The sequence below is a fragment of the Mesorhizobium koreense genome, from assembly GCF_031656215.1.
GTDB classification, from domain to species: domain Bacteria; phylum Pseudomonadota; class Alphaproteobacteria; order Rhizobiales; family Rhizobiaceae; genus Mesorhizobium_L; species Mesorhizobium_L koreense.
This window is the reverse complement of the sequence record NZ_CP134228.1, coordinates 413,360-433,392: the sequence shown is the minus strand read 5'-3', so window position 1 is coordinate 433,392 and position 20,033 is coordinate 413,360. Positions and strand designations below refer to the sequence as shown.

Here is a 20,033-nt window from a genome sequence, read left to right as displayed (position 1 = left end):
CGATAGGCATAATGAGATGGACCAGAGAGTGACTGATCAACCGACACTTTACATTGGCGGCTGGCTTGAGCCGGGCAACCGCGACATGCTGCCTGTGGAGAATCCCGCCACCAACGAGACGATCGCGCAGCTTCCCGTTGCAAGCATTGCCGATTTGGACCGGGCGCTGGAGCTTGCGGCCGCCGGCTTCGAGACCTGGCGTGCCCAGCCGGCAATGGCTCGCAGCAACATACTGCGCAAGGCCGCCCAGCTGCTGCGCGAACGACGCGATATCATTGCGGCCGCCATCACCCGCGAACAGGGCAAGCCGTTGCGCGAATCCGAGACCGAGGTCTCCAACGGCGCCGACATCACGGAATGGTTCGCCGAGGAAGGCCGCCGCGCCTATGGCCGTATTATTCCCGCCCGCCAGCCCGACACGTTCCAGGTAGCCCATGTCGAGCCCGTCGGTCCGGTGGCAGCCTTCTCGCCCTGGAACTTCCCGGTCTCTCAGGCAGTGCGCAAGATCGCCGGGTCGCTCGCAGCGGGATGCAGCATCATTATTAAGGGCCCCGAGGATACGCCGAGCGCCGTCTGTGAAACTGTTCGCTGCTTTGTAGATGCCGGCGTCGCCGTCGGTGCACTGAGCCTCGTATTCGGACGTCCGCCGGAGATTTCCTCGCACCTCATTCCTTCCCCCGTGATCCGCAAGGTCTCCTTCACGGGCTCCGTGCCGGTCGGCAAGCATCTCGCGGCCATGGCGGCGCAGCATATGAAACCCTGCACGATGGAACTCGGCGGCCATGGCCCCGCGGTGATCTTCGACGACGTCGATCCGGTGAAGGCCGCCTCCGCATTCGCCACGTTCAAGTACCGCAACGCCAGCCAGGTCTGCATCTCGCCGACCCGCTTCTTCGTACAGGGTGCCGCGCACGACGCTTTCCTCGATACGTTCGTATCCTACGCCAAAGGCCTCAAGGTCGGTCCCGGCTCTGACCCGACGACCCAGATGGGGCCGCTGGCCACGAGCCGACGACTCGATTTCCTGGAGAACCTGGTCCAGGAAGCCGTCGCTGCAGGCGCGAAGCTGCACTGCGGCGGCGCACGGATGGGCAACCGCGGCAATTACTTCGCGCCGACGGTTCTCTCCAATGTGCCGGACGAAGCTCGCGTAATGCAGGAGGAGCCGTTCGGACCGATCGCGCTCGTCAACCGCTTCTCCGATGAGGAGGAAGCCTGGCGGCGCGCGAACGCGACATCCTATGGTCTTGCAGCTTATGCCTGGACGAAGGATGCCGGCCGTGCAGCCCGGGCCGGCGCGAAACTCGAGGCCGGCATGGTCACTATCAATCATTTCGGCCTGGCTACAGCGGAAACACCATTCGGCGGTGTCAAGGACAGCGGCTATGGCCGCGAAGGTGGAAGCGAAGGGCTTGAAGCATACCTGATCACCAAGTTCGTTACGCTGCGACCGTATCAATGAACGACATTTCGAACCTGCCGCGCGGCAGCCAGGCTCGCGGTTCCGAGCAGTCTGCCCAATCCGTTAGAGACCCATTGCCCCTCACCGGGGTGACGGTCATCGAATTCTGCAGCGTGGCGGCCGGCCCGTTCTGCGGCATGCTGCTCGGCGACATGGGCGCCGAGGTCATCAAGATCGAGTCGCCCGAGGGCGACGCGCTGCGTCAATGGCCGCCTCTCCGGGGAGGTTTCAGCGAGAACTTCGCCTCACTGAATCGTAACAAGTCGTCCATTGCGCTCAACCTGAAGGACTCGGCGAGCCGCGATCTCGCCCGTCACCTCGTGCGGTCCGCAGATGTGGTGATCGAGAACAATCGCCCGGGTGTCATGCGCCGGCTGGGGCTCGATTACGAAAGCTTCGTAGGCGACCAACCGCAGCTCGTCTACTGCTCCATCTCTGCCTTCGGCCAGGAGGGGCCGCGTGCCCAGCAGGGCGGTTTCGATCTCACAATCCAGGCGATGTCGGGTATCATGAGCGTCACCGGCGAGCCCGGCGGCGGCCCGGTGAAATGCGGCGTGCCGGTTTCAGACTTCTCGGCCGGCCTCTATGCGGCCTTCGCCATCGCCAGCATGCTCGCGCGCGTACGGGCTGGTGGTGCAGGGGGCCACATCGACGTGCCGATGCTGGGCACCAGCCTCAGTATCGCCGCGCTTCAGACAAGCGAGTATTTCGGTACCGGTGCGGATCCCAAGGCGCTCGGTTCCGCCCATCCGCGCAACGCGCCTTATCAGGCCTATCGCTCCAACGACGGCCATTTCGTGATTGCGGCAGGCAATAATCGACTCTGGCATGCAGTCTGCGATACGGTCGGCATGCCAAATCTGGTCGATGATCCACGTTTCGCAACCACCAGAGACCGAGCCCTAAACCAGGCGCGGCTCGCCGAGATGCTGGCCCCCTTCTTTATACAGCACAGCACTGTTGATCTGCTCGCCATGTTCGAGGCGGTGGGCGTACCTTGCGCGCCCATCAACTCTTATTCCCAGATCCTGTCGGATCCCCATGTCGAAATGCAGGGTTGGGTGCAGCAGATGGAGATGCCGGGCGGCATGGAGACGTCCACTTTCGTTAGCCCGATTAAGATCAATGGGATCATACAGCCCGTCCGGCGCGGCCCGCCGGCGCTCGACGCCGATCGAAATGCGATCTTGCAGCGCTATAGTCAATCTACGAGCTTTGAACCCTGATATGCTGGTTGAGTGAGCGTTTCGAACGAGGCGGCACGAAGAGATTTCGGACCGCCGAAAAGACGTGGCGAGCGAAACTGAGAGCGGCGGTGCAAAAGCCGAGCTCGAACAATCGATCAATCACGCCGGAAATGGTCGAGACCTTCGCCGAAACGGCCGGCGGACGAATCCGTCTGCCAGACGGCGGTTACCATCGGGATCACCTGCGCGTTCGCACAGCGCATCGAAGTCGCCGAAGGAAGTTCGGATCATGGGATCGCGCGCTGGATTGCTGCAGGCGCTGGCCGCCGCATCAAGCGTGGAATCGGCTAAAATTGGCGTTCCCAGTTCTGTACCGGAATGGCGCACCCGACAGGATTCGAACCTGTGACCTCTGCCTTCGGAGGGCAGCACTCTATCCAGCTGAGCTACGGATGCGCTCTCGCCGGCGCCTAGAGCGCCGGGCCGGTGTCCGCTGTTTAGCGGATGAACCTGCCCGCTTCAATGAGGAATTGTAGCGGTATCCCGAGCGCAGAGATCACAGCTTCGAATCCTGTCGGGTGCGCCGAAGGAACAGCCGCATGGCCGAAGCGATAGTCCAAGTCTCTTGCGAAGAGCGCTAGGCGAGCGCCGCAGCTGTGCCTTGGTCGATTGGAACACCGTAGCGAGTGGCGGCCTCGCAAAGCCGAGAACGGACAGCAGAAGAGGCTGGAGAAATCATATAGCCGCTTTCGAGGTCGCCAATCATGACGGAGGTCGATCGTGGCGACCAAACCCAGTTATAGCCGACCAGGGCGCAGATGACGCTATCGAGCTTGTCCTGGTCGGCTTTGCGAGGCGCATGATGGCGCTGAGCCTCGCACCAACCAGCAACGTTATCGAGACCGAACGAACGAGCGTAAGCCGCCACACTTTCTAGCACGACCAGCCAGTCCGCCGCCCGGAATGTCTTCTTCCTGGCGGGATTATATCGAGGTGCTTTCAGTCGTCCATGGAAGCGATCGTCAATCGTCAGAAGGGCGAGAGCTGGGAAGACTTCGATTAGAAACAGGCCATCGACTGATCTTCGAGCGCTTTCTGGATCTTCAGTTGCACCAAGCTTCTCCTTGAAGGGCCAGATCGGTGCTTTGTCGTCAAACATCCCGATCTTAGAGCGGTTGGCCGGCTGAACTCCGCCTCCAGCCCAGGAGATTGTCGAAGCCACGACACGCTCGACAGGACGTAGACTAACCAGGTTTGCCACTATCGTAGGCTGATCGAGTGCGACAAGACAAAAACCGAAGGAATCCCGCTCTCGGTGAATAAGGGTCAGTGCCTGGTTGAAAGAGGCAAGTTGAGGCTCGACGAACGACGTGGACCCGCCATCGAAGTGGATAATGCTCACCGCACCGGGAGCTTTGGTCTTGTCTGTCCAGGCAGAGTCGAAGCCGATGATGCTCCAGCCTCTCGTGTCGGTCGGCGATCCCATTGCTGCCTCCGGACAGATTAGCAGGAATGCATAAACTTGCAGCCCAAGGCGGCTTGGTGTTTGATTACTCGAATTTAGTCGCGGGGGCGACATGTCGAGTTCGTATCTCTATCAGCTGTGTCGATTCTTAGCCGCCCATGCCGTAAAGGCCATGATTACGGCGAGGCATTCGGCTAGTCTGGTATTAGGCTGGTTCAGGGCCCTGGCTCAAAGTTCGTTCGTCTTTTTGCTGACGATGGCGGTAGCCACTGCCTCGCACGCGAAAGAGATCGCGCCATTCTGTGTATTCCGCAATCCAACAAATAGCGCACCGCCGCAACATTGATCGCAATGGCCTAGACGTTAGCCGGTTCTCTGTTTGCGGTATCTCCTGGTGATTAGAGCGAATTGAGGTGAACGGGTGGACATAGATACTGCCAAGGAAGCCCTTGGTTTGGACGGAGACATAACGGAAGAGCGCATACAAGCAGCTTGGATTCGAGCGATGAAGGCTGCGCGCGACGAGGGCATCCGCCTCGTAGCGCGGCGGGATCTCTGCTGGTCCGTCTTCCGAGTTTTGCGTTTCAAGAGAACCAGCGCGTGCTTATCTTCGTAGGCCAGAACGGCATTCGCTTTCATTGCCTCTCGCTCGACTTTCGTTACCACAGCTCTTGCCAATTTGGCGCATTTCTCGGCGACGGGGCAGGTGGCGCAGACTACAGAGTTCGGATCCACAGCCCCTGGAACCCCAAAGCACCCCGGCTCGCTTGAACTCTCATAGCGTCGCTCATCCTGATACCCTGAAGGCAACCCAACCTTGTAGGTGGACAAGTAGTCCTTCAGCTCTCTGTCCCAGGCCGCCCGAAATTTACTTACCGTTGTCGGAACAAGCTGGTTCGGTCGGGCTATGTGCTTCACGCCCCGGTCGCTGGCGAACTGCATGCAGAATTTGATGAACGGCTTGTAGGGCATGCCGAGCGCGTCGGCGCACTGTCGAGCAGAATTGACAGCGGTGAGCTCGCTGCGATGGCCCTTGCGATCGGATGGATGCGTTATATGGGCGATGTTTAGCCCCTGGACCTCCTCGGCGTCATTTTTATCCACGTCTATCCGGAACTGAGCTTGAAAGGCCGTGTGATACGCTGTCGCGAATTTTATGTTCGCTGCCATTGGGTCAAGCTCACAGTATGCAGGCCACTTGGATGCTATGAGTTCGGGCTCATTCGCGAGTGCGTCTGGCTTAAGGAAGCAGTGCGCGACGGCGAGCCGGTCGGTCCACTGTTTCAGTCGACGCTCTTCTTTTGGCGTTCTTGGGGACCGGAGGAATAACGATTTCGAGCGATCTATCTGAAAGTTATGTGGCATAAGGACACTCATGATGCTTTTGGCGGCGTTTCGACCTCTGGCAAGCAGGGCGACATTGCTGTCGCCCGAATCTCCGCCAAGAGATGACGAGAACCGACTGGCGCTCGATGCAGTGTGTTATAGCGACGAGTCCGTCGCATGCAGGAACAAGAGTGCGATTTCTGTAGATTTTTATGACCGTGCAAAACGTTCGATGGGTCGTCCTAAACCCAGAAATTGCCGTAGAACGCCATGGCGAAGCAGGGCGAATTTTCCCTTGAAAGGGCCTCTGAGATACACCGCGAGCGCTGAAGCCGTCTCTCTGTCCCACTGTCGGCAATCCCAATCGCTAACAAGTCGGCAGGTGGCGGACCGTCGAGTGGGAAAGCTTCTAAGTCTGAACGGATCTTCGGTGTGCCGTCGCAAGAATGCGCCGGAATCCGAAGGCGAACGCGGCGCAGCCGCGGATAGCCGGAGGTAATCCCCAAGGCACTGCACTTTTTTGTAGCCTCTATTCCCTCCTACAATAATTTTTCTTCTTTTGGCGCTTCGCTGGCGAGCCGGAGCTTCTGTTTGAAGAAGTGAAGCCACTCCCCAACGTCTCTTTTTCTCCATTTTTTGATTCTAACTAAATGAAGGGACACTTACCTATGGGGAGTGGCTTCACCCCTCCAATACGAAGAACTTACCCAGTCATTGAAGCCAGTTCCCAAGCTTCCGGATCGATAATTTGGCGACCAACGCGGCAAATCCTGAAGGAAACGTCATGAGAGACCGCGCCATCCGGTCGCCAAACCTCTTATCCGAATCTGCCACGGCCTCTGATCCAGTGCTACTTGCTCTTGAAGTCCTCGTTGGCGTTGCTGGCACAAAGCGACCAGGAAGGCACAGGCAAAGCAGGTCAAACAAGATGCTGCTCCCGGTAGCCATTTGCGAAAGGATAGGCGCCCCGGGAATCGCTCAGATGCACCATAACAAACCGGCGCAAGGTTTGAACGATTGTGGGAACCAAAACCAACAGTAGGGCGTGGCAGGAAGCTGGTTCATGCCGTTCACGAATTATGCAGCAGGCCAACCCTTAAAGAGCGGGGCCAGACAATTGCTTCGTCACCTCTGTCCTACCATGCGCAGCCGGCGAGGAGCTCGTTTCCGACCGTTCAAATAGCAATCCGCCGCAGGATCCAGCATTTTTCCGCTGCGATTGTCAATGATCGTCGTCCTAGGCATGACCAGACCGATAGCTATTTAGATCTGGAGCTTAAGTCTGCTCGGCTCGGCGCCCGAGCACTCAGATGCGGATCTCGAGCCCGCTCCCAAAAGCGCTCAATGCAGCCAAAATAAAGAAATTCATCGCTTGAAGTGACAACTTAATGTAAACAACAGGGAAAGTTGTGTCTGTCTCGGCCCCTTAACCTAATGCAAATACGACACACTCGAAAAACTCCTGTCAATTTGCGGTAGCCTCTGCATTGATCCTCCCACAAGGATGGGCACTCTGGATATCAAAGTCTTCCGGCGCCGTAACGCATCCCCATTGACCATCACGGGCCGTTCTAGGACTTCCATGATCTGGCGGGAATGAAATCAATACGTCAGTCGAGCCGATCGACCAGGTCAACGGCTCGTAGATGCGAATAGCGCTGAAGCATACGGAGCTCCTTGTGTCCGGAGATCGTGGCGGTCTCGATGATGTTAAGACCACGCTCTAGGAGGCGCGAGACGGCTTCATGGCGTAGATCATGAAAATGCAGATCCGGCGCACCAGCGCGCTCTCGGAGATGCCCCCAGCATTGCTGGAGTGCGCTCTTGGTCGACGGCACGACCCGCTTATCAGCTCGGAGCTGCTTGAGAGCGTCGAGAGCCGCCAGCGCGCGGCTACTGAGCGGCACGTCGCGGCTTTCACCGTTCTTCGTGAGATTCAGGTGAGCAATTCGTTTATCGCGATCGACATCGTCCCAGGTCAGCGACAGCAGCTCGCCCTGACGCATAGCCGTCTCAATGGCGAGAATGATGAGCGGGCGCATGTGAGGGCTGCGCCCGGCATCGCACGCCTCCAGAAGGCGCTTCTCTTCGTCGCCAGACAGACGACGATCACGACCACGAGGAGCCGAAGGACGTCGAACCATACGGACGGGATTCTGCGCCAGGTGCACGCCCCATTCTTTCCGCGCGATATCGATGGCGTGCGCCAACGTATTCAGCTCCCGGATGACGCTCGACGTTGCTACTGTCTGCAAGCGCTGGTCACGGTAACGAGCGACGTCGGCTGACGACAGCATCGCCAGCGTCCGGTGCGCGATGTCGCGCTTCATCAGCGCCTTTACGCGATAACCTTCGCTCGATGCGCTGCGCTTGAGCGGTGTGATCTCCTTCACGTAGCGCGCCAGGAGCTCGCGGACAGTCATGCGTTCCGCCAGGCGCGTATCAGGCAGCACTCCGCAGCGGTCGAGTTCGGCCTCCAGATTGCGCGCCCATTTCTCGGCGTCAGATTTTGCATTGAAGGACTTGGCACGCGGCGCCAATCCTTTACGTCTGACCTGGGCTTGCCATCTGCCTCTGAGTCGTCGGATCGTCGCCATGAAGCACCTCCCGAAATTGTGCCTATGACGCGTAGGACGCCCCGCGGGGGGTGCCAAGGAGGTTTCCGGGCTCAGTGTGATCGGATTGTGCCGCGAGCGTCAGGGGCGCTCTCCGGCGCTGCATCAGGTGCTACTGGTGACCAGCAGGATCAAGGACTTGCAGATGGCCCGAGTGGCGGGAGAGCGCTGCATTAATTAGGCAGCCCTGCCACTGCCCCTAATCTTTCCAAGCCTTAACTCCGGCCATAGAGCCTTATGAACGATAAGCCAAGCAGACGAATCAAAAGTGTTATCCCCACGATAGACCCAATGTTGATTGAATGATCGGGCGGCGTCATCAGGCTCTCGGGTTGATTGGCCCAACACTCCAATCCGGAAAAGATCTTCGAGTATTTTTGGGACACCATACTTGGTCTGCATCATCTTCATTGTCTGGTCGTTATCAGCCTTGTTCCGCCAACCCTGCTCAAATGTATTAAGTTTGAAATGTCGATAAAAGCCAAGAAGCCCTTTTTTTATGGCTTGCACCTCCTGGGGCGCGTATTCCACACTAAGCTCCTCCGCTTTTTCAAGCCACGCAGCAGCACTATACTTCTCAAGAATTCGCTCGATGACAGCCACGCCAAAAACCGCTTCATTGGGTTGTGCCTGGATCGCTGCATCTCCTAAGAGTAATACCAGATCGCGCGGGTTACACCATGTCATCTCAACGATAAATGATTTAGGATCAAAATCATACAAGTCTCTGTAGAAGTATTTCCCGATCACATCGTCAGTTTGTTTGATACCGTATATCCTCTCCGAAGCTCGAACCTTTTTTTGAACAAGGTTTATTATCGGCCATTCACCTCCGCTCGTTCGCGCGAACCATCGAAGTTCATGCCCCCTATCAGCAAGAATTTTGTTGATCTCGTGTGTAGGAGCGTTGAGCGCATGCAGGACCTCGGACCTCGCAGCGGCTAATAAAAATATCGGCTTCCCCTTCTCAATAAAAAATGTATTCAGCCTGTCAATCGCTATAAGTAAATCCCTTATCAAGATAACGTCACGCTTATGTGTTGCTTTTGAGGAAAATGAAAGATTAAGTTCATCAAAAAATAGATAAATACCACGCGGGCCTTCCCACCCTAAATTCTTAAGAAGTCTAAAGGCCTGGTCAATCACGAAGTTTATTGGGACTTCGCGTTCAGTTTCTGAATCCGTTCCCTTTATCGAGGCATCTAGGTATTTCGTTTTTATTTTGTATTTCCCGGCCTTAAGTGCGTCGGTTAACCACTTAAGGAGACCTTTATTTTCTTCGCCGTCGTAAAACTTCATCATAAGCTGGCAAAAAATAGTTGTATCTCTATGGCTAGTGAAGATGCTCCTGTTTTCTTCAATTATACGAGCAATCTGCCTAAGTATAAAAATTATCCATACGTCAACGGCGCTATTATTCTTGACCTCGACCATATCTTGCTCATAAACGTCTATACCAGATAGCTTCTTAATTCTTTCCCGTTCGAGATCAGAGATCTCCGTAGCAAATGAGATAAATTTGGTAATGGAGCCCTGATCGAGCGCTGATAATTGAATAAACCGCAAGAGTGCGGTTTTCCCCGCCCCCTTTACACCGTAAACGAAAAACCGCTTGCCATTAATAAAATCACCTATCGTTATTCCGGCAGGCTCAAGGAATGAAGTCTTGAAATGTTCCACGTCACGAGGGTCTCGTGTATTCACCTCATATCTTGCGTCGACATTGCCGAAGCGCAGCTTCCGCAGTGGTAGCCTATCCCGCTGAATGCCAGTCATACTTTGCCGCCCCAACCGATTCCCGCGAATTGCACAGCCTGAACTCCCAACTTTCCATTTGCAAGCAAGCAGCGATCTTTTTGAATGATATCCAGTTTTGCGCGAGATCCGCAGGGGCGACGTGGGGTATGCCGCGACCTAAGAGTCGGTTTCGAAACTCGCAGCACGGCGGGAAAACGGGTTCTGCCGACGGCCTGGTCGCTAGAAATTACCAGAGATGACGCCAACCGCTCGCTCGCCGGCGTCCCCAAACGGATTTCCGATGACTTTCGAAACGGCCTCTAAGTCGAGCCGACAAACCGACCAGCTATTAGCTAAAAGGAGAAGATCGAGCAGGTGTTCGGCACATCACTAACGTGGGGACGCCTCGACGACAGGAAATCCAGCTGTGTGGAATATGCCGCCCCATTTGAAGCCTATCAGCGTGAAAACTGGCAGGGGATAAATGCCTAGATGATCGAACATATCAAACGCTTCGAGCGTGCATTCAGCGAACCGTTGCAGCAGCTAAACCAAATGTTGAAGACGAGGTCTAGTCAGAGCTGGGTGGAGCCGGATCCCGGTCCGTAGAGGTAGCTCGCCGGAGTGGCTCGAATGTGCCTAGAGCTTCGACTGCTTAGTATCAACCTACTAGGAATTCTGGCCTGGCAAGCTGCCAATTCTCGAAGGACGTGATCCCTGCGGTCGCTTCGGAGGGCAGCACTCTATCCAGCTGAGCTACGGGTGCGCTCTCGCCGGCGCCTAGAGCGCCGGGCCGGTGTCCGCTGTTTAGCGGATGAACCTGCCCGCTTCAATGAGGAATTGTAGCGGCGGCGTTCATCAGGAGAAACAGGCTTTCCAGACAGGCGCAGCCGGATGCCGGCCGTCAGGTTCATCCGGGTGAGGACGGCTCACTATTTATCGAGACCGCCCCAGATCGCTTCCGCCGTCCTCACTACCAGATCGAGCTTCCGCTTCTGGTCGTCCTCGGTGACCTTGTTGCCTTCCTCGGTCGAGGCGAAGCCGCATTGCGGGGCGATGCCGAGCTGCCCGATATCGGCGAATTTCGACGCCTCGTCGAACTTGCGCTTCAGGTCGTCGAGTTTTTCGAGATCGCCCGTCTTTGTGGTGATGAAGCCCGGCATCACGCGTTTCTTTCCCTTGGGCAGGAGCCTGAGCGGCGCCAGCCCCCCGGCGCGGTCGGTGTCGTACTCCATGAAATAGAGGTCGATGCCGGTCTGGTTGAAGATGGCGTCGGCGGCCGGGTCGTAGCCGCCCTCGGCAACCCAGGTGGACTGGAAATTGCCGCGGCACATATGCATGGCGATCAGCATGTCGTCCGGCCGGTCGGCGATCGCGTCGTGCATCATCTTCGCGTAGCGCCCGATGAGATAGTCCGCGTCGAACCCTTCGGCCGCCTTCAGGGCGCGGATCTTCGGGTCGCACAGATAGGCGAAATAGATGTCGTCCATCTGCAGATAGCGGCAGCCGGCATCGTAGAAAGCCTTCACCGCCTTGGCATAGGTTTTGGTGATGTCGGCGAAGAGCGCTTCGGCGTCCTGATATTCCTTAGGATGGATGTCGGCCTTGGCGGTACGGAAATGGCAGACGCTTGGTCCGGGGATCGAGATCTTCGGCACCACGCCGGTGACCGATTTCAGATAGCGGAAATGGTCGAGCATGGGGTGATCGTCGGGAAAGTCGAGCTTCTCCGTGATCGTCGGGAAGATGGGCCTGAGCTTGACGCCATGGAAGGCGACGCCCGCTTCCGGATCGCGCTCGACCAGTTCCAGCCCCGTCAGGCCGCCCATGAAGTCGTAGTGCCAGAAGGAGCGGCGGTATTCCCCGTCGGTCACCGCCATCAGGCCGGCGTTCTCCTGCACCTTGACCACGTTGCGGATCGCCTCGTCCTCGACTGCCTTCAGTTCCTCTGCGCCGATGCTCTTATCCTCGAAGAAAGCCTTGCGCGCCGCCTTCACCGAAGCCGGCCTCAACAGGCTGCCGACATGATCTGCGCGAAAGGGCGGTGTGGGCATGGTCTTTCTCCTCGATGTCCGTGACATTCAACTTGCGAGCTCTTTCGTATGGTTGTCCGGGAGGCCGCGCAAGCCGCGATTGCGGTTCGCGGCTTTATGCCCGGCGGGACGGCCGCTATAGTGGCTGGATCCGGCATGGAGAAACCGATGAAGCGCTCGACCGTCAACCAGATCATCCGCGAGGCCGACGACTTCATCCGCTCCTTCGGCTATCGGCTGCCGCCTTTCGCCTATTGGCGGCCGGCGGAGATGAAAGCACGTAGCGGAGAGATCGGCGGCATCGTGGGAAGCCGCCTCGGCTGGGACATCACCGATTACGGGCGCGGCGATTTCGATCGCCTGGGCCTGTTCCTCTTCACCGTCCGCAACGGGCAGGCGGCAGACCTCGAAAAGGGGCGCGGCATGCTCTACGCCGAGAAGATCATGATCTCCCGGCGTGACCAGCTTTCGCCCATGCATCGCCACGACATCAAGGCCGAAGACATCATCAACCGCGGCGGCGGCACGCTGGCGCTGAAGCTTTATATGTCGGGACCCGACGGCTCGATCGACAAACAGGCGCAGGTCTTGGTTCCGACCGACGGCGTGGTGCGGTCGCTCGAACCGGGCGGTATCCTGCGGCTCGGCCCAGGCGAAAGCGTCACGCTGCTGCCCGGTGTCTGGCACGCTTTCTGGGCGGAGGAGAAGGACGTGCTGATCGGCGAGGTCTCGACCGTCAACGATGATTTGACGGACAATGTCTTCGCCGAGCCGGTCAGCCGCTTCTCGGAGGTGGAGGGGGACGAGGAGCCGCTCTATCTGCTTGTGTCCGACTACGAAAAATGGCTCGCCTGACATAGTTCCGTACCGGGAAGCCGTTCGTGCGAGGAGGAGATCATGTCCGAAGTCGCCAGCATCGCCGCCGCCCTGTTCCGGCATGTCCCGCATGGCAAGCGCGTACTCGTTGCCATCGCCGGCGCGCCGGGCGCCGGCAAGTCGACGCTCGCAGCGGCGCTCGCCGAAGCGTTGGGCGCCGGTGGCCACAGCGCGGTCGCCGTGCCGATGGACGGATTCCATTATGACGATGCCGTTCTCGACCGCCTTGGCCTGCGCGCGCGCAAGGGCGCGCCGGAGACGTTTGATTTCGTCGGCCTGGAAAACCTGCTTCAGAGGCTGAAGCGCGGCGATGCCGACATCGCCATCCCGCTCTTCGACCGTTCGATGGAACTTTCCCGCGCTGCCGCCGACATCGTGCCTGCGGAGACCAAGTTTATCCTCGTGGAAGGAAACTATCTCCTTCTCGACGAGGCGCCGTGGTCGAAGCTCCGTCCGCTCTTCGATTTCGCCGTCTTTCTCGACGTGCCGCGCGACGAACTCGAACGCCGGCTCCTGCAGCGCTGGGTCGAACACGGCCGCACCGACGGCCCGGCCTGGGTCGCCTCTAACGACATGCCGAATGTCGATCGCGTGCTGACGAAACGATTGTCGGCCAATCTGGTGGTACAGGCGATGGTGAGGGACGCGGCGTGAGAAGCGGCTTGCGGGAGTTTCCTTTCGCTCACGCCCGTACCGCCGCTTGCGCGGCTGGGCTCCGCGGGGGCGCGGCACATGCTGCGACGCCCGGTCGGGCGTTTGGAGGGTGCCCCCTCGTTTGAGGTTCATTGTTTGTGGCCATCCTTCTCGTCCTCCGCCCCTTCGCACCCCCCTCTGCCCTGCCGGACATCTCCCCACAAGGGGGGAGATCGGCTGTCACTACGACCGTCGCCAATCTCCAAAGCTGCAGAAGGGGTGCAAGCGGCGCGGCCGGCTGATCTCCCCCCTTGAGGGGGAGATGTCCGGCAGGACAGAGGGGGGTGCGAAGGGGCACAGGGCTATCCGCATCTATCATTACACATGCCTCATCTTCGCCACGCCCGGTTTCTCCACCGTCTGGCCATTGAAAGTCGGGAAAGACGGGCGGCCGCAGGCTCGCTCATCTAGTAAATTACGTGCGACCTTGCGGCCGTCCGTCCGGCGATTTCTGTTCCCGCCTGTTCCGCTGCTCCCCGAGCCTCACCCTGAACCTGCCGAAGGGGGTAGTCACTCCGATCAGGTTCAGTGCTCGTCCCGGGGTCTGTGTGCCTTCTACCGGCACGCAGGGGTCATAGTGCCCCCAGGGGAACCTCCAGGCGGGACCTCCCCGGCCATGATGCCACGTCAGCATCACAGCGGAGGCGCCGGCTCCTCCCCACGCAATCACCGTCATGATCGGTGTTCCCGATGGGAGGAACTGACGGGGATTATGGAGGAAGGGCGGAAGGCGTGGATAAAGGGAGAGAAGAAAAATGCGGAAAGCGCGAAGATCGGCGGCTTTCGCAGGCTGACGGGCGCGATCCTGTCCACATTTGGCGGGAGACCAACCACTTCGTCATCCCCGACACTCTCCGCTTCTTTCAGCTCACGAGGTCGGGAATGGCGGCGTTTTCATTGACTCATCCGATAATCGCCGAGGATGGGGAGCCGCCACGTTTCCGCGCCCTTCCAGAATAGGCCTCGGACAGGCCGCCTGACTGCGTTCGGGCTGCCTTCCGAGATGACGTGCGTGGTGGTTCTGCCGTCCCAGGGTCTTCCGGCCATCGCTTCGCGTTGCCTGGAAACTGGAACAACGGCTGAACGCCAGTCATCGACGTCGGTGGGGACGCGCTTTATCAACCGCAAGCTGGAATTGGTAACGCCTTGCTGGTAGAAGGCTCCCGTTTTCCGGGCACAGCAAAGGATCAAGTGATGGCTGCCGGCAAGGATGCGCGCAGGGCGGAAGCCAGCCGCGCGACGAAGGAAACCGCGATCAGCGTCGCCGTCGATCTCGACGGCGCGGGGCGTTCGGACATCGCCACCGGGATCGGCTTCTTCGACCATATGCTGGAGCAGCTTTCGCGCCATTCGCTGATCGACATGACGGTGAAGGCCAAGGGCGATTTGCACATAGACGACCACCACACGGTGGAGGATACGGGCATCGTGCTCGGCCAGGCGATCGCCAAGGCGCTCGGCGAGAGGCGCGGCATCGCCCGCTATGCCTCGATCGACCTCGCCATGGACGAGACGTTGACCAAGGCGGCGATGGACGTTTCCGGCCGCCCCTATCTTGTCTGGAACGTGGAATTCACTTCCCCCAAGATCGGCACGTTCGACACGGAGCTTGTGCGCGAATTCTTCAACGCGCTTGCGCAGCATGCCGGCATCACGCTGCATGTGTTGAACCATTACGGCGCCAACAGCCACCACATCGCCGAGACCTGCTTCAAGGCGGTGGCGCGGGCGCTGCGCGCGGCGATCGAGCACGATCCGCGGCAGGCCGGGGCGGTTCCCTCCACCAAGGGTTCCCTCAAGGGATAGGGCCATGGCGAGCTATGTGATCTTCGAACCGCCCGGCGCAGCTGAGCCGGAGCGTGCGATATTCGTCCGCGACGGCTTTCATTGGCTGGCCTTCATCGTGCCGTTCTTCTGGTTCCTGTGGCATCGGCTTTGGATCGAGGCAGGACTCGTCTTCGCCGCCATGGTCGGGCTTTCGGCGCTGGAACAGGTCGATGGAATGCAGGGCATCGTGCCGGCGATCTCGCTGCTCGTCTCGCTCGGGCTCGGCTTCGAGGCGCCGGCGCTGCGCATGGCGGCGCTCAGGCGTCGCGACTGGCGCGAATGGGGCGTGGTCGAGGCCGACGGACACGACGAGGCGGCGATCCGCTATCTCGCGGACGAGGACACGGACATGCCGGCGCCCGCGCCCTATCCTCCTTCCGCCACTCCGGCGCCCACCACGTCGCCACGCCGTTCGGGCGCGGTTCCGGCGCTCGGGCTCTTCTCCTATCCGGGTCGTCACTGACATGCGCGTCGCAATCATCGATTACGGCTCGGGCAACCTGCGCTCGGCTACGAAAGCCTTCGAGCGGGCAAGCCGCGAGGCCGGCATCGGCGCCGAAATTGAACTGACGGCTGATGCCGGGCGCGTTCGAACGGCCGATCGTATCGTGCTGCCCGGCGTCGGCGCCTATGCCGACTGCCGAGCCGGTCTCGACGCAGTGCCGGGCATGGTCGAGGCACTCGAGGAGGTGGTGACGGCGAAGGGCCGGCCCTTCCTCGGCATCTGCGTCGGCATGCAGCTGATGTCCGAGCGCGGGCTGGAAAAGACGGTGACGAGCGGTCTTGGCTGGATCGCGGGCGACGTCAAGGTGATCAAGCCTGCCGACCCGGCGCTGAAAGTGCCTCAGATCGGCTGGAACACGCTTCGGCTCAGGCGCGAACACCAGCTTTTCGCCGGGATTCCGACCGGCGAGAAAGGGTTGCACGCCTATTTCGTGCATTCCTATCACCTCGATGCGAGGGAAGAGGGCGATGTGCTGGCGCTCGCCGACTATGGCGGGCCGGTCACCGCGGCTGTGGCGCGCGACAACTTCGCCGGTACGCAGTTCCATCCCGAGAAGAGCCAGGCGCTCGGCTTGGCCCTGATCGCCAATTTTTTAAGGTGGAGACCATGAAGAAGGGCTACTGGATCGCGATGGTGTCGATCACCGATCCCGAAAGGTTCAGGAATTATGTAGGAGCCTATGACGAGGCGTTTCGGAAGTTCGGCGGCAAATTCCTGGCCTCGAGCGGCGACGCCCGGTATCCGGAGGGATTTCCGGCCGAGCGTACGGTGATCGTCGAATTCGGCTCCTATGCCGACGCCGTTGCCTGCTACCATTCGCCGGAATACAAGGCCGCGCTCGAACTGCGCCGCGCCACCGCGACCTCGCACCTGGCCATCGTCGAAGGCCTCTGATCCTGGCCCGCAGCCGACCGTTCCGGAGCCGACCCGACCCGTGATCCTTTTCCCCGCCATCGACCTCAAGGACGGAAAATGCGTGCGCCTGAAGCTCGGCGACATGGCGACCGCGACCGTCTACAATGCCGACCCCGCCGCACAGGCCCGCGCCTTCGAGGAGCAGGGCTTCAGGTGGCTGCACGTGGTCGACCTGAACGGCGCCTTCGCCGGCAAGTCGGTCAACGGCGCGGCGGTCGGGGCGATCCTGGAGGCGACGGCAAACCCGGTGCAGCTCGGCGGCGGCATCCGCACTATTGCTCAAATCGAAGATTGGCTCAGTCGCGGGCTGGCGCGCGTCATTCTCGGCACGGTCGCCGTGCGCGATCCCGAACTGGTGCGAGAGGCCTGCCGCAGATTCCCCGGAAAGATCGCGGTCGGCATCGATGCGAAGGGCGGCAATGTGGCGGTCGAGGGCTGGGCGGAAGCGTCGGAACTCGGCGTCATCGAACTGGCGAAAAAATTCGAGGGAGCTGGCGTGGCGGCAATCGTCTATACCGACATCGACCGGGACGGCGTTCTCTCCGGCATCAACTGGGATGCCACCATCGGACTGGCCGATGCGGTCTCGATCCCGGTCATCGCGTCGGGCGGGCTTGCCTCGCTCGAAGACATAAGGCGCATGACCATGCCGGACGCGAAGAAACTCGAAGGCGCGATCTCCGGCCGCGCGCTCTATGACGGCCGCATCGACCCGAAAGAGGCGCTGGCGATCCTGGGCGGCCGCGCCTGAGATGCAGCCTGCGGCGCTTCGCCGTCTCATTTGGCCATGACATTGCCGCCTTGCCGTGCCATAAGGGCGACCGAGAGACAGGGGCGTCCGTCGCGAGACGGGCTGAGATGCACCCTTCGAACCTGAACCAGATCATGCTGGCGGAGGAAGTCGCTCGGGGCATAGCCTGAAGGACACTGCCCCGTGACCGCCCCGCCGAAAGGGGCGAAGATGACAAGCGGAAATTCTACACGAGATTTTTCTCTGGGCAGCCTGCTCGATGAGATGCGGCAGGCATCCCCGCTCGTGCAGTGCATCACCAACTACGTCGCCATGAACATCGCGGCCAACGTGCTTCTGGCGGCAGGCGCGTCGCCGGCAATGGTGCACGCCGAACGGGAAGCCGGCGAGTTCGCCCAGATCGCCGGCGCGCTCACTGTCAATATCGGCACGCTGTCGCCGGATTGGGTGGCCGGTATGCGCCGCGCGGCGGACGGAGCGAACCAGGCCGGCAAGCCATGGGTGCTCGACCCGGTGGCGCATTTCGCCACCGCCTACCGGCGCGACACGGTCGCCGGCCTGCTGGCGCTGCGGCCGGCCATCATCCGCGGCAACGCTTCGGAGATCATCGCGCTTGCCGGCGGGACGAGCGCGGGGCAGGGCGTCGACAGCGGCGATACGGTCGCGAGCGCGGAAGCTTCGGCGCTGGCGCTGTCGCGCAAGACCGACGCCACGGTCGCGGTGACCGGGGCGATCGATTTCGTCACCGACGGGAAGCGCGCCGTCCGCATCGAGGGCGGCTCCGCGCTGATGCCGCGCGTCACCGCGCTCGGCTGCTCGCTGACCTGCCTTGTCGGCGCCTTCACCGCGATCCGGCCGGCCGATCCCTTCGTGGCGTCCGTCGCGGCGCTGTCGGTCTTCGCCGTCGCCGGCGAGCGCGCCGGCCGCGTCGCGGAGGGGCCGGGCTCCTTCGGTTGGAAGTTCCTCGATGCGCTGGCAGCACTCGATCCCGCAACCCTCGACCGCGAGGCGCGGCTTTTGGAGGCGGTGCCGGCATGAAAAAGCCGTTCGACCTCTCGCTCTATCTGGTGCTCGACCCCGATCTCTGCGGGCCGATGGGCATGGTCGAGACCACGCGCGCGGCGGTCGCCGGCGGCGTCACCATGGTGCAATTGCGCGACAAGCATGCCTCTACCGCCGAGATGATCGAGATGGGCAGGGTGCTGAAAGTGGTGCTCGCCGGCACCAGCGTGCCGCTTATCGTAAACGACGATGTCGAGGCGGCGATCGCGCTTCAGACGGAGGGACTGCATGTCGGGCAGGAGGATTGCGACGCGCGCTCCGCCCGCGCCCGCATCGGTCCGGATATGATCCTCGGCGTCTCGGTCGAGACGGAAGCGCTCGCCGCCGCGATTGACCCGGCGATCGTCGACTATGCCGGGGTCGGCCCTGTCTTCGCCACCCCCACCAAGCCGGATCACAAGCGGCCGGTCGGCCTCGACGGGCTCGCGCGGCTGGTTGCCGCTTCGCCGGTGCCGACCGTCGCCATCAGCGGGCTGAAGGCCGAGCATGCCGCCCCGGTGCTGGCAGCCGGAGCGGATGGCCTCGCCGTCGTCTCGGCCATCTGCGGCAAGCCCGATCCGCGCCGCGCGGCGGAGGAGATTGTGGAAGCAATTTCTGCCGCGAGGCGGCAGATGCGGCCCGGCGAGAAGGCGGAGGCAGAGCGATGATCCGCAATGTCCTTTCCATCGCCGGTTCCGACCCGTCCGGCGGCGCTGGCATCCAGGCGGATCTCAAGACGTTCGCCGCGCGCGGCGTCTACGGCATGGCCGCCATCACGGCGCTGACGGCGCAGAATACGCAAGGCGTTTCCGGCGTCGAGGCGGTGTCCCCCGGTTTCGTCGAGGACCAGATCGAAGCAATCTTCGAGGATATCCGCGTCGATGCGGTGAAGATTGGTATGATCGCCAATGCTGGCATCGCCCGCGCCGTGGCCGGCGTGCTTTCGGCTCATCCGACCGTGCCGATCGTGCTCGACCCGGTGATGGTGGCGAAGGGCGGCTCGGCGCTGCTCGCGCCCGACGCGGTTGAGGCGCTGACGACGCGGCTGTTGCCGCTTGCGACGATGCTGACGCCCAACCTGCCGGAAGCTGCCGCGCTGCTCGGCGAGCCGGTGGCGGCCGACCGCGCCGGCATGTCGGCACAGGCGACGCGGCTCCGCGCGTTCGGGCCGGCGTCGGTGCTGATCAAGGGCGGCCATCTGGAAGGCGAGGGCAGCCCCGACGTGCTGGCGACGATGGACGGTCTGGAGTGGTTCGAGGCGGAACGTATCGCGACCCCAAACACGCACGGCACCGGCTGCACGCTTTCGAGCGCGATCGCCGCTGAACTGGCGAAAGGGGCGAACGCGCGCGAAGCGGTACGGGCGGCAAAAGCCTATATAGCCGGCGCCATCGCGGCCGCTGACCAGCTCTCGGTCGGGTCCGGCCACGGGCCGGTGCATCATTTCCATGCGCTCTGGCAAGCCTGATAGATTGGGGATTACCCCCACTCCGTCCCGCTTCGCGGGCCACCTCTCCCCCTCAAAAGGGGAGAGGAAGGGTGCCCGTCGCTTCAGCCGGCGCTTCCTCTCCCCCGTCGAGCGGGGGAGAGGTGGCCGCGA

The 20,033-nt window shown here is 60.9% G+C and carries 16 protein-coding genes, 1 tRNA gene and 1 riboswitch; of the genes, 12 read left to right on the top strand and 5 right to left on the bottom strand.

All coding sequences use genetic code 11. The features are described 5' to 3' along the window. Positions 1-16 precede the first annotated feature (16 nt). Positions 17-1,462 carry an NAD-dependent succinate-semialdehyde dehydrogenase gene (locus tag RBH77_RS01985; RefSeq protein ID WP_371832826.1) on the top strand — a complete coding sequence of 482 codons (1,446 nt, stop codon included), beginning with the start codon at positions 17-19 and terminating at the stop codon, positions 1,460-1,462. Then, positions 1,459-2,688: a CaiB/BaiF CoA transferase family protein gene (locus RBH77_RS01980; protein WP_311030480.1), complete on the top strand. Its 1,230-nt coding sequence runs from the start codon at positions 1,459-1,461 to the stop codon at positions 2,686-2,688. The genes RBH77_RS01985 and RBH77_RS01980 overlap by 4 nt, the downstream gene beginning before the upstream one ends. A 340-nt stretch (positions 2,689-3,028) precedes the next feature. Here the strand turns inward: RBH77_RS01980 and RBH77_RS01975 are convergent. From RBH77_RS01975 to RBH77_RS01955, 5 genes are all read right to left on the bottom strand, one after another. Continuing rightward, positions 3,029-3,105 (bottom strand) — tRNA-Arg (locus tag RBH77_RS01975). A 181-nt stretch (positions 3,106-3,286) separates the two neighbouring features. Further along, positions 3,287-4,135, bottom strand: a complete 849-nt coding sequence (locus RBH77_RS01970) for a DUF429 domain-containing protein (RefSeq protein ID WP_311030479.1) — start codon at positions 4,133-4,135, stop codon at positions 3,287-3,289. A gap of 2,915 nt (positions 4,136-7,050) precedes the next feature. Next, positions 7,051-8,037, bottom strand: coding sequence for an integrase (locus tag RBH77_RS01965; RefSeq protein WP_311030478.1), 987 nt, complete (start codon positions 8,035-8,037; stop codon positions 7,051-7,053). 195 nt (positions 8,038-8,232) lie between these two features. Beyond that, the gene (locus RBH77_RS01960; protein WP_311030477.1) at positions 8,233-9,831 is read right to left on the bottom strand and encodes a P-loop ATPase, Sll1717 family; all 1,599 of its coding nucleotides are present in this window, start codon (positions 9,829-9,831) and stop codon (positions 8,233-8,235) included. Between the two features lie 893 nt (positions 9,832-10,724). Beyond that, positions 10,725-11,846: a 5-methyltetrahydropteroyltriglutamate--homocysteine S-methyltransferase gene (locus RBH77_RS01955; RefSeq protein ID WP_311030476.1), complete on the bottom strand. Its 1,122-nt coding sequence runs from the start codon at positions 11,844-11,846 to the stop codon at positions 10,725-10,727. A gap of 147 nt (positions 11,847-11,993) precedes the next feature. On the opposite strand from RBH77_RS01955, the gene RBH77_RS01950 reads away from it, so the two are divergent. The 10 genes from RBH77_RS01950 (at position 11,994) to thiD (ending at position 19,901) form a co-directional block, all read left to right on the top strand. After that, positions 11,994-12,680, top strand: coding sequence for a D-lyxose/D-mannose family sugar isomerase (locus RBH77_RS01950; protein WP_311030475.1), 687 nt, complete (start codon positions 11,994-11,996; stop codon positions 12,678-12,680). Between the two features lie 42 nt (positions 12,681-12,722). After that, positions 12,723-13,355, top strand: coding sequence for a nucleoside/nucleotide kinase family protein (locus RBH77_RS01945; RefSeq protein ID WP_311030474.1), 633 nt, complete (start codon positions 12,723-12,725; stop codon positions 13,353-13,355). Between the two features lie 1,233 nt (positions 13,356-14,588). Continuing rightward, positions 14,589-15,200, top strand: a complete 612-nt coding sequence (gene hisB, locus RBH77_RS01940) for an imidazoleglycerol-phosphate dehydratase HisB (RefSeq protein ID WP_311030473.1) — start codon at positions 14,589-14,591, stop codon at positions 15,198-15,200. Positions 15,201-15,204: 4 nt separating this feature from the next. Then, positions 15,205-15,684, top strand: coding sequence for a DUF2628 domain-containing protein (locus RBH77_RS01935; protein WP_311030472.1), 480 nt, complete (start codon positions 15,205-15,207; stop codon positions 15,682-15,684). A 1-nt stretch (position 15,685) separates the two neighbouring features. Beyond that, on the top strand, positions 15,686-16,336 hold the full coding sequence (gene hisH, locus RBH77_RS01930) for an imidazole glycerol phosphate synthase subunit HisH (RefSeq protein WP_311030471.1): 651 nt from the start codon (positions 15,686-15,688) through the stop codon (positions 16,334-16,336). Beyond that, positions 16,333-16,620 carry a DUF1330 domain-containing protein gene (locus RBH77_RS01925; RefSeq protein WP_311030470.1) on the top strand — a complete coding sequence of 96 codons (288 nt, stop codon included), beginning with the start codon at positions 16,333-16,335 and terminating at the stop codon, positions 16,618-16,620. The genes hisH and RBH77_RS01925 overlap by 4 nt, the downstream gene beginning before the upstream one ends. Before the next feature lie 40 nt (positions 16,621-16,660). Beyond that, complete coding sequence (hisA, locus tag RBH77_RS01920) at positions 16,661-17,392, top strand: 1-(5-phosphoribosyl)-5-[(5-phosphoribosylamino)methylideneamino]imidazole-4-carboxamide isomerase (RefSeq protein WP_311030469.1); 732 nt, start codon at positions 16,661-16,663, stop codon at positions 17,390-17,392. Between the two features lie 69 nt (positions 17,393-17,461). Next, positions 17,462-17,558, top strand: a riboswitch (TPP riboswitch). 44 nt (positions 17,559-17,602) lie between these two features. Next, positions 17,603-18,430 carry a hydroxyethylthiazole kinase gene (thiM, locus tag RBH77_RS01915; RefSeq protein ID WP_311030468.1) on the top strand — a complete coding sequence of 276 codons (828 nt, stop codon included), beginning with the start codon at positions 17,603-17,605 and terminating at the stop codon, positions 18,428-18,430. After that, positions 18,427-19,101: a thiamine phosphate synthase gene (gene thiE, locus RBH77_RS01910; protein ID WP_311030467.1), complete on the top strand. Its 675-nt coding sequence runs from the start codon at positions 18,427-18,429 to the stop codon at positions 19,099-19,101. The genes thiM and thiE overlap by 4 nt, the downstream gene beginning before the upstream one ends. Next, a complete protein-coding gene (gene thiD, locus RBH77_RS01905; protein ID WP_311030466.1) occupies positions 19,098-19,901 on the top strand; it encodes a bifunctional hydroxymethylpyrimidine kinase/phosphomethylpyrimidine kinase in 804 nt (267 codons plus the stop codon). Before thiE ends, thiD begins: the two co-directional genes overlap by 4 nt. Positions 19,902-20,033 lie beyond the last annotated feature (132 nt).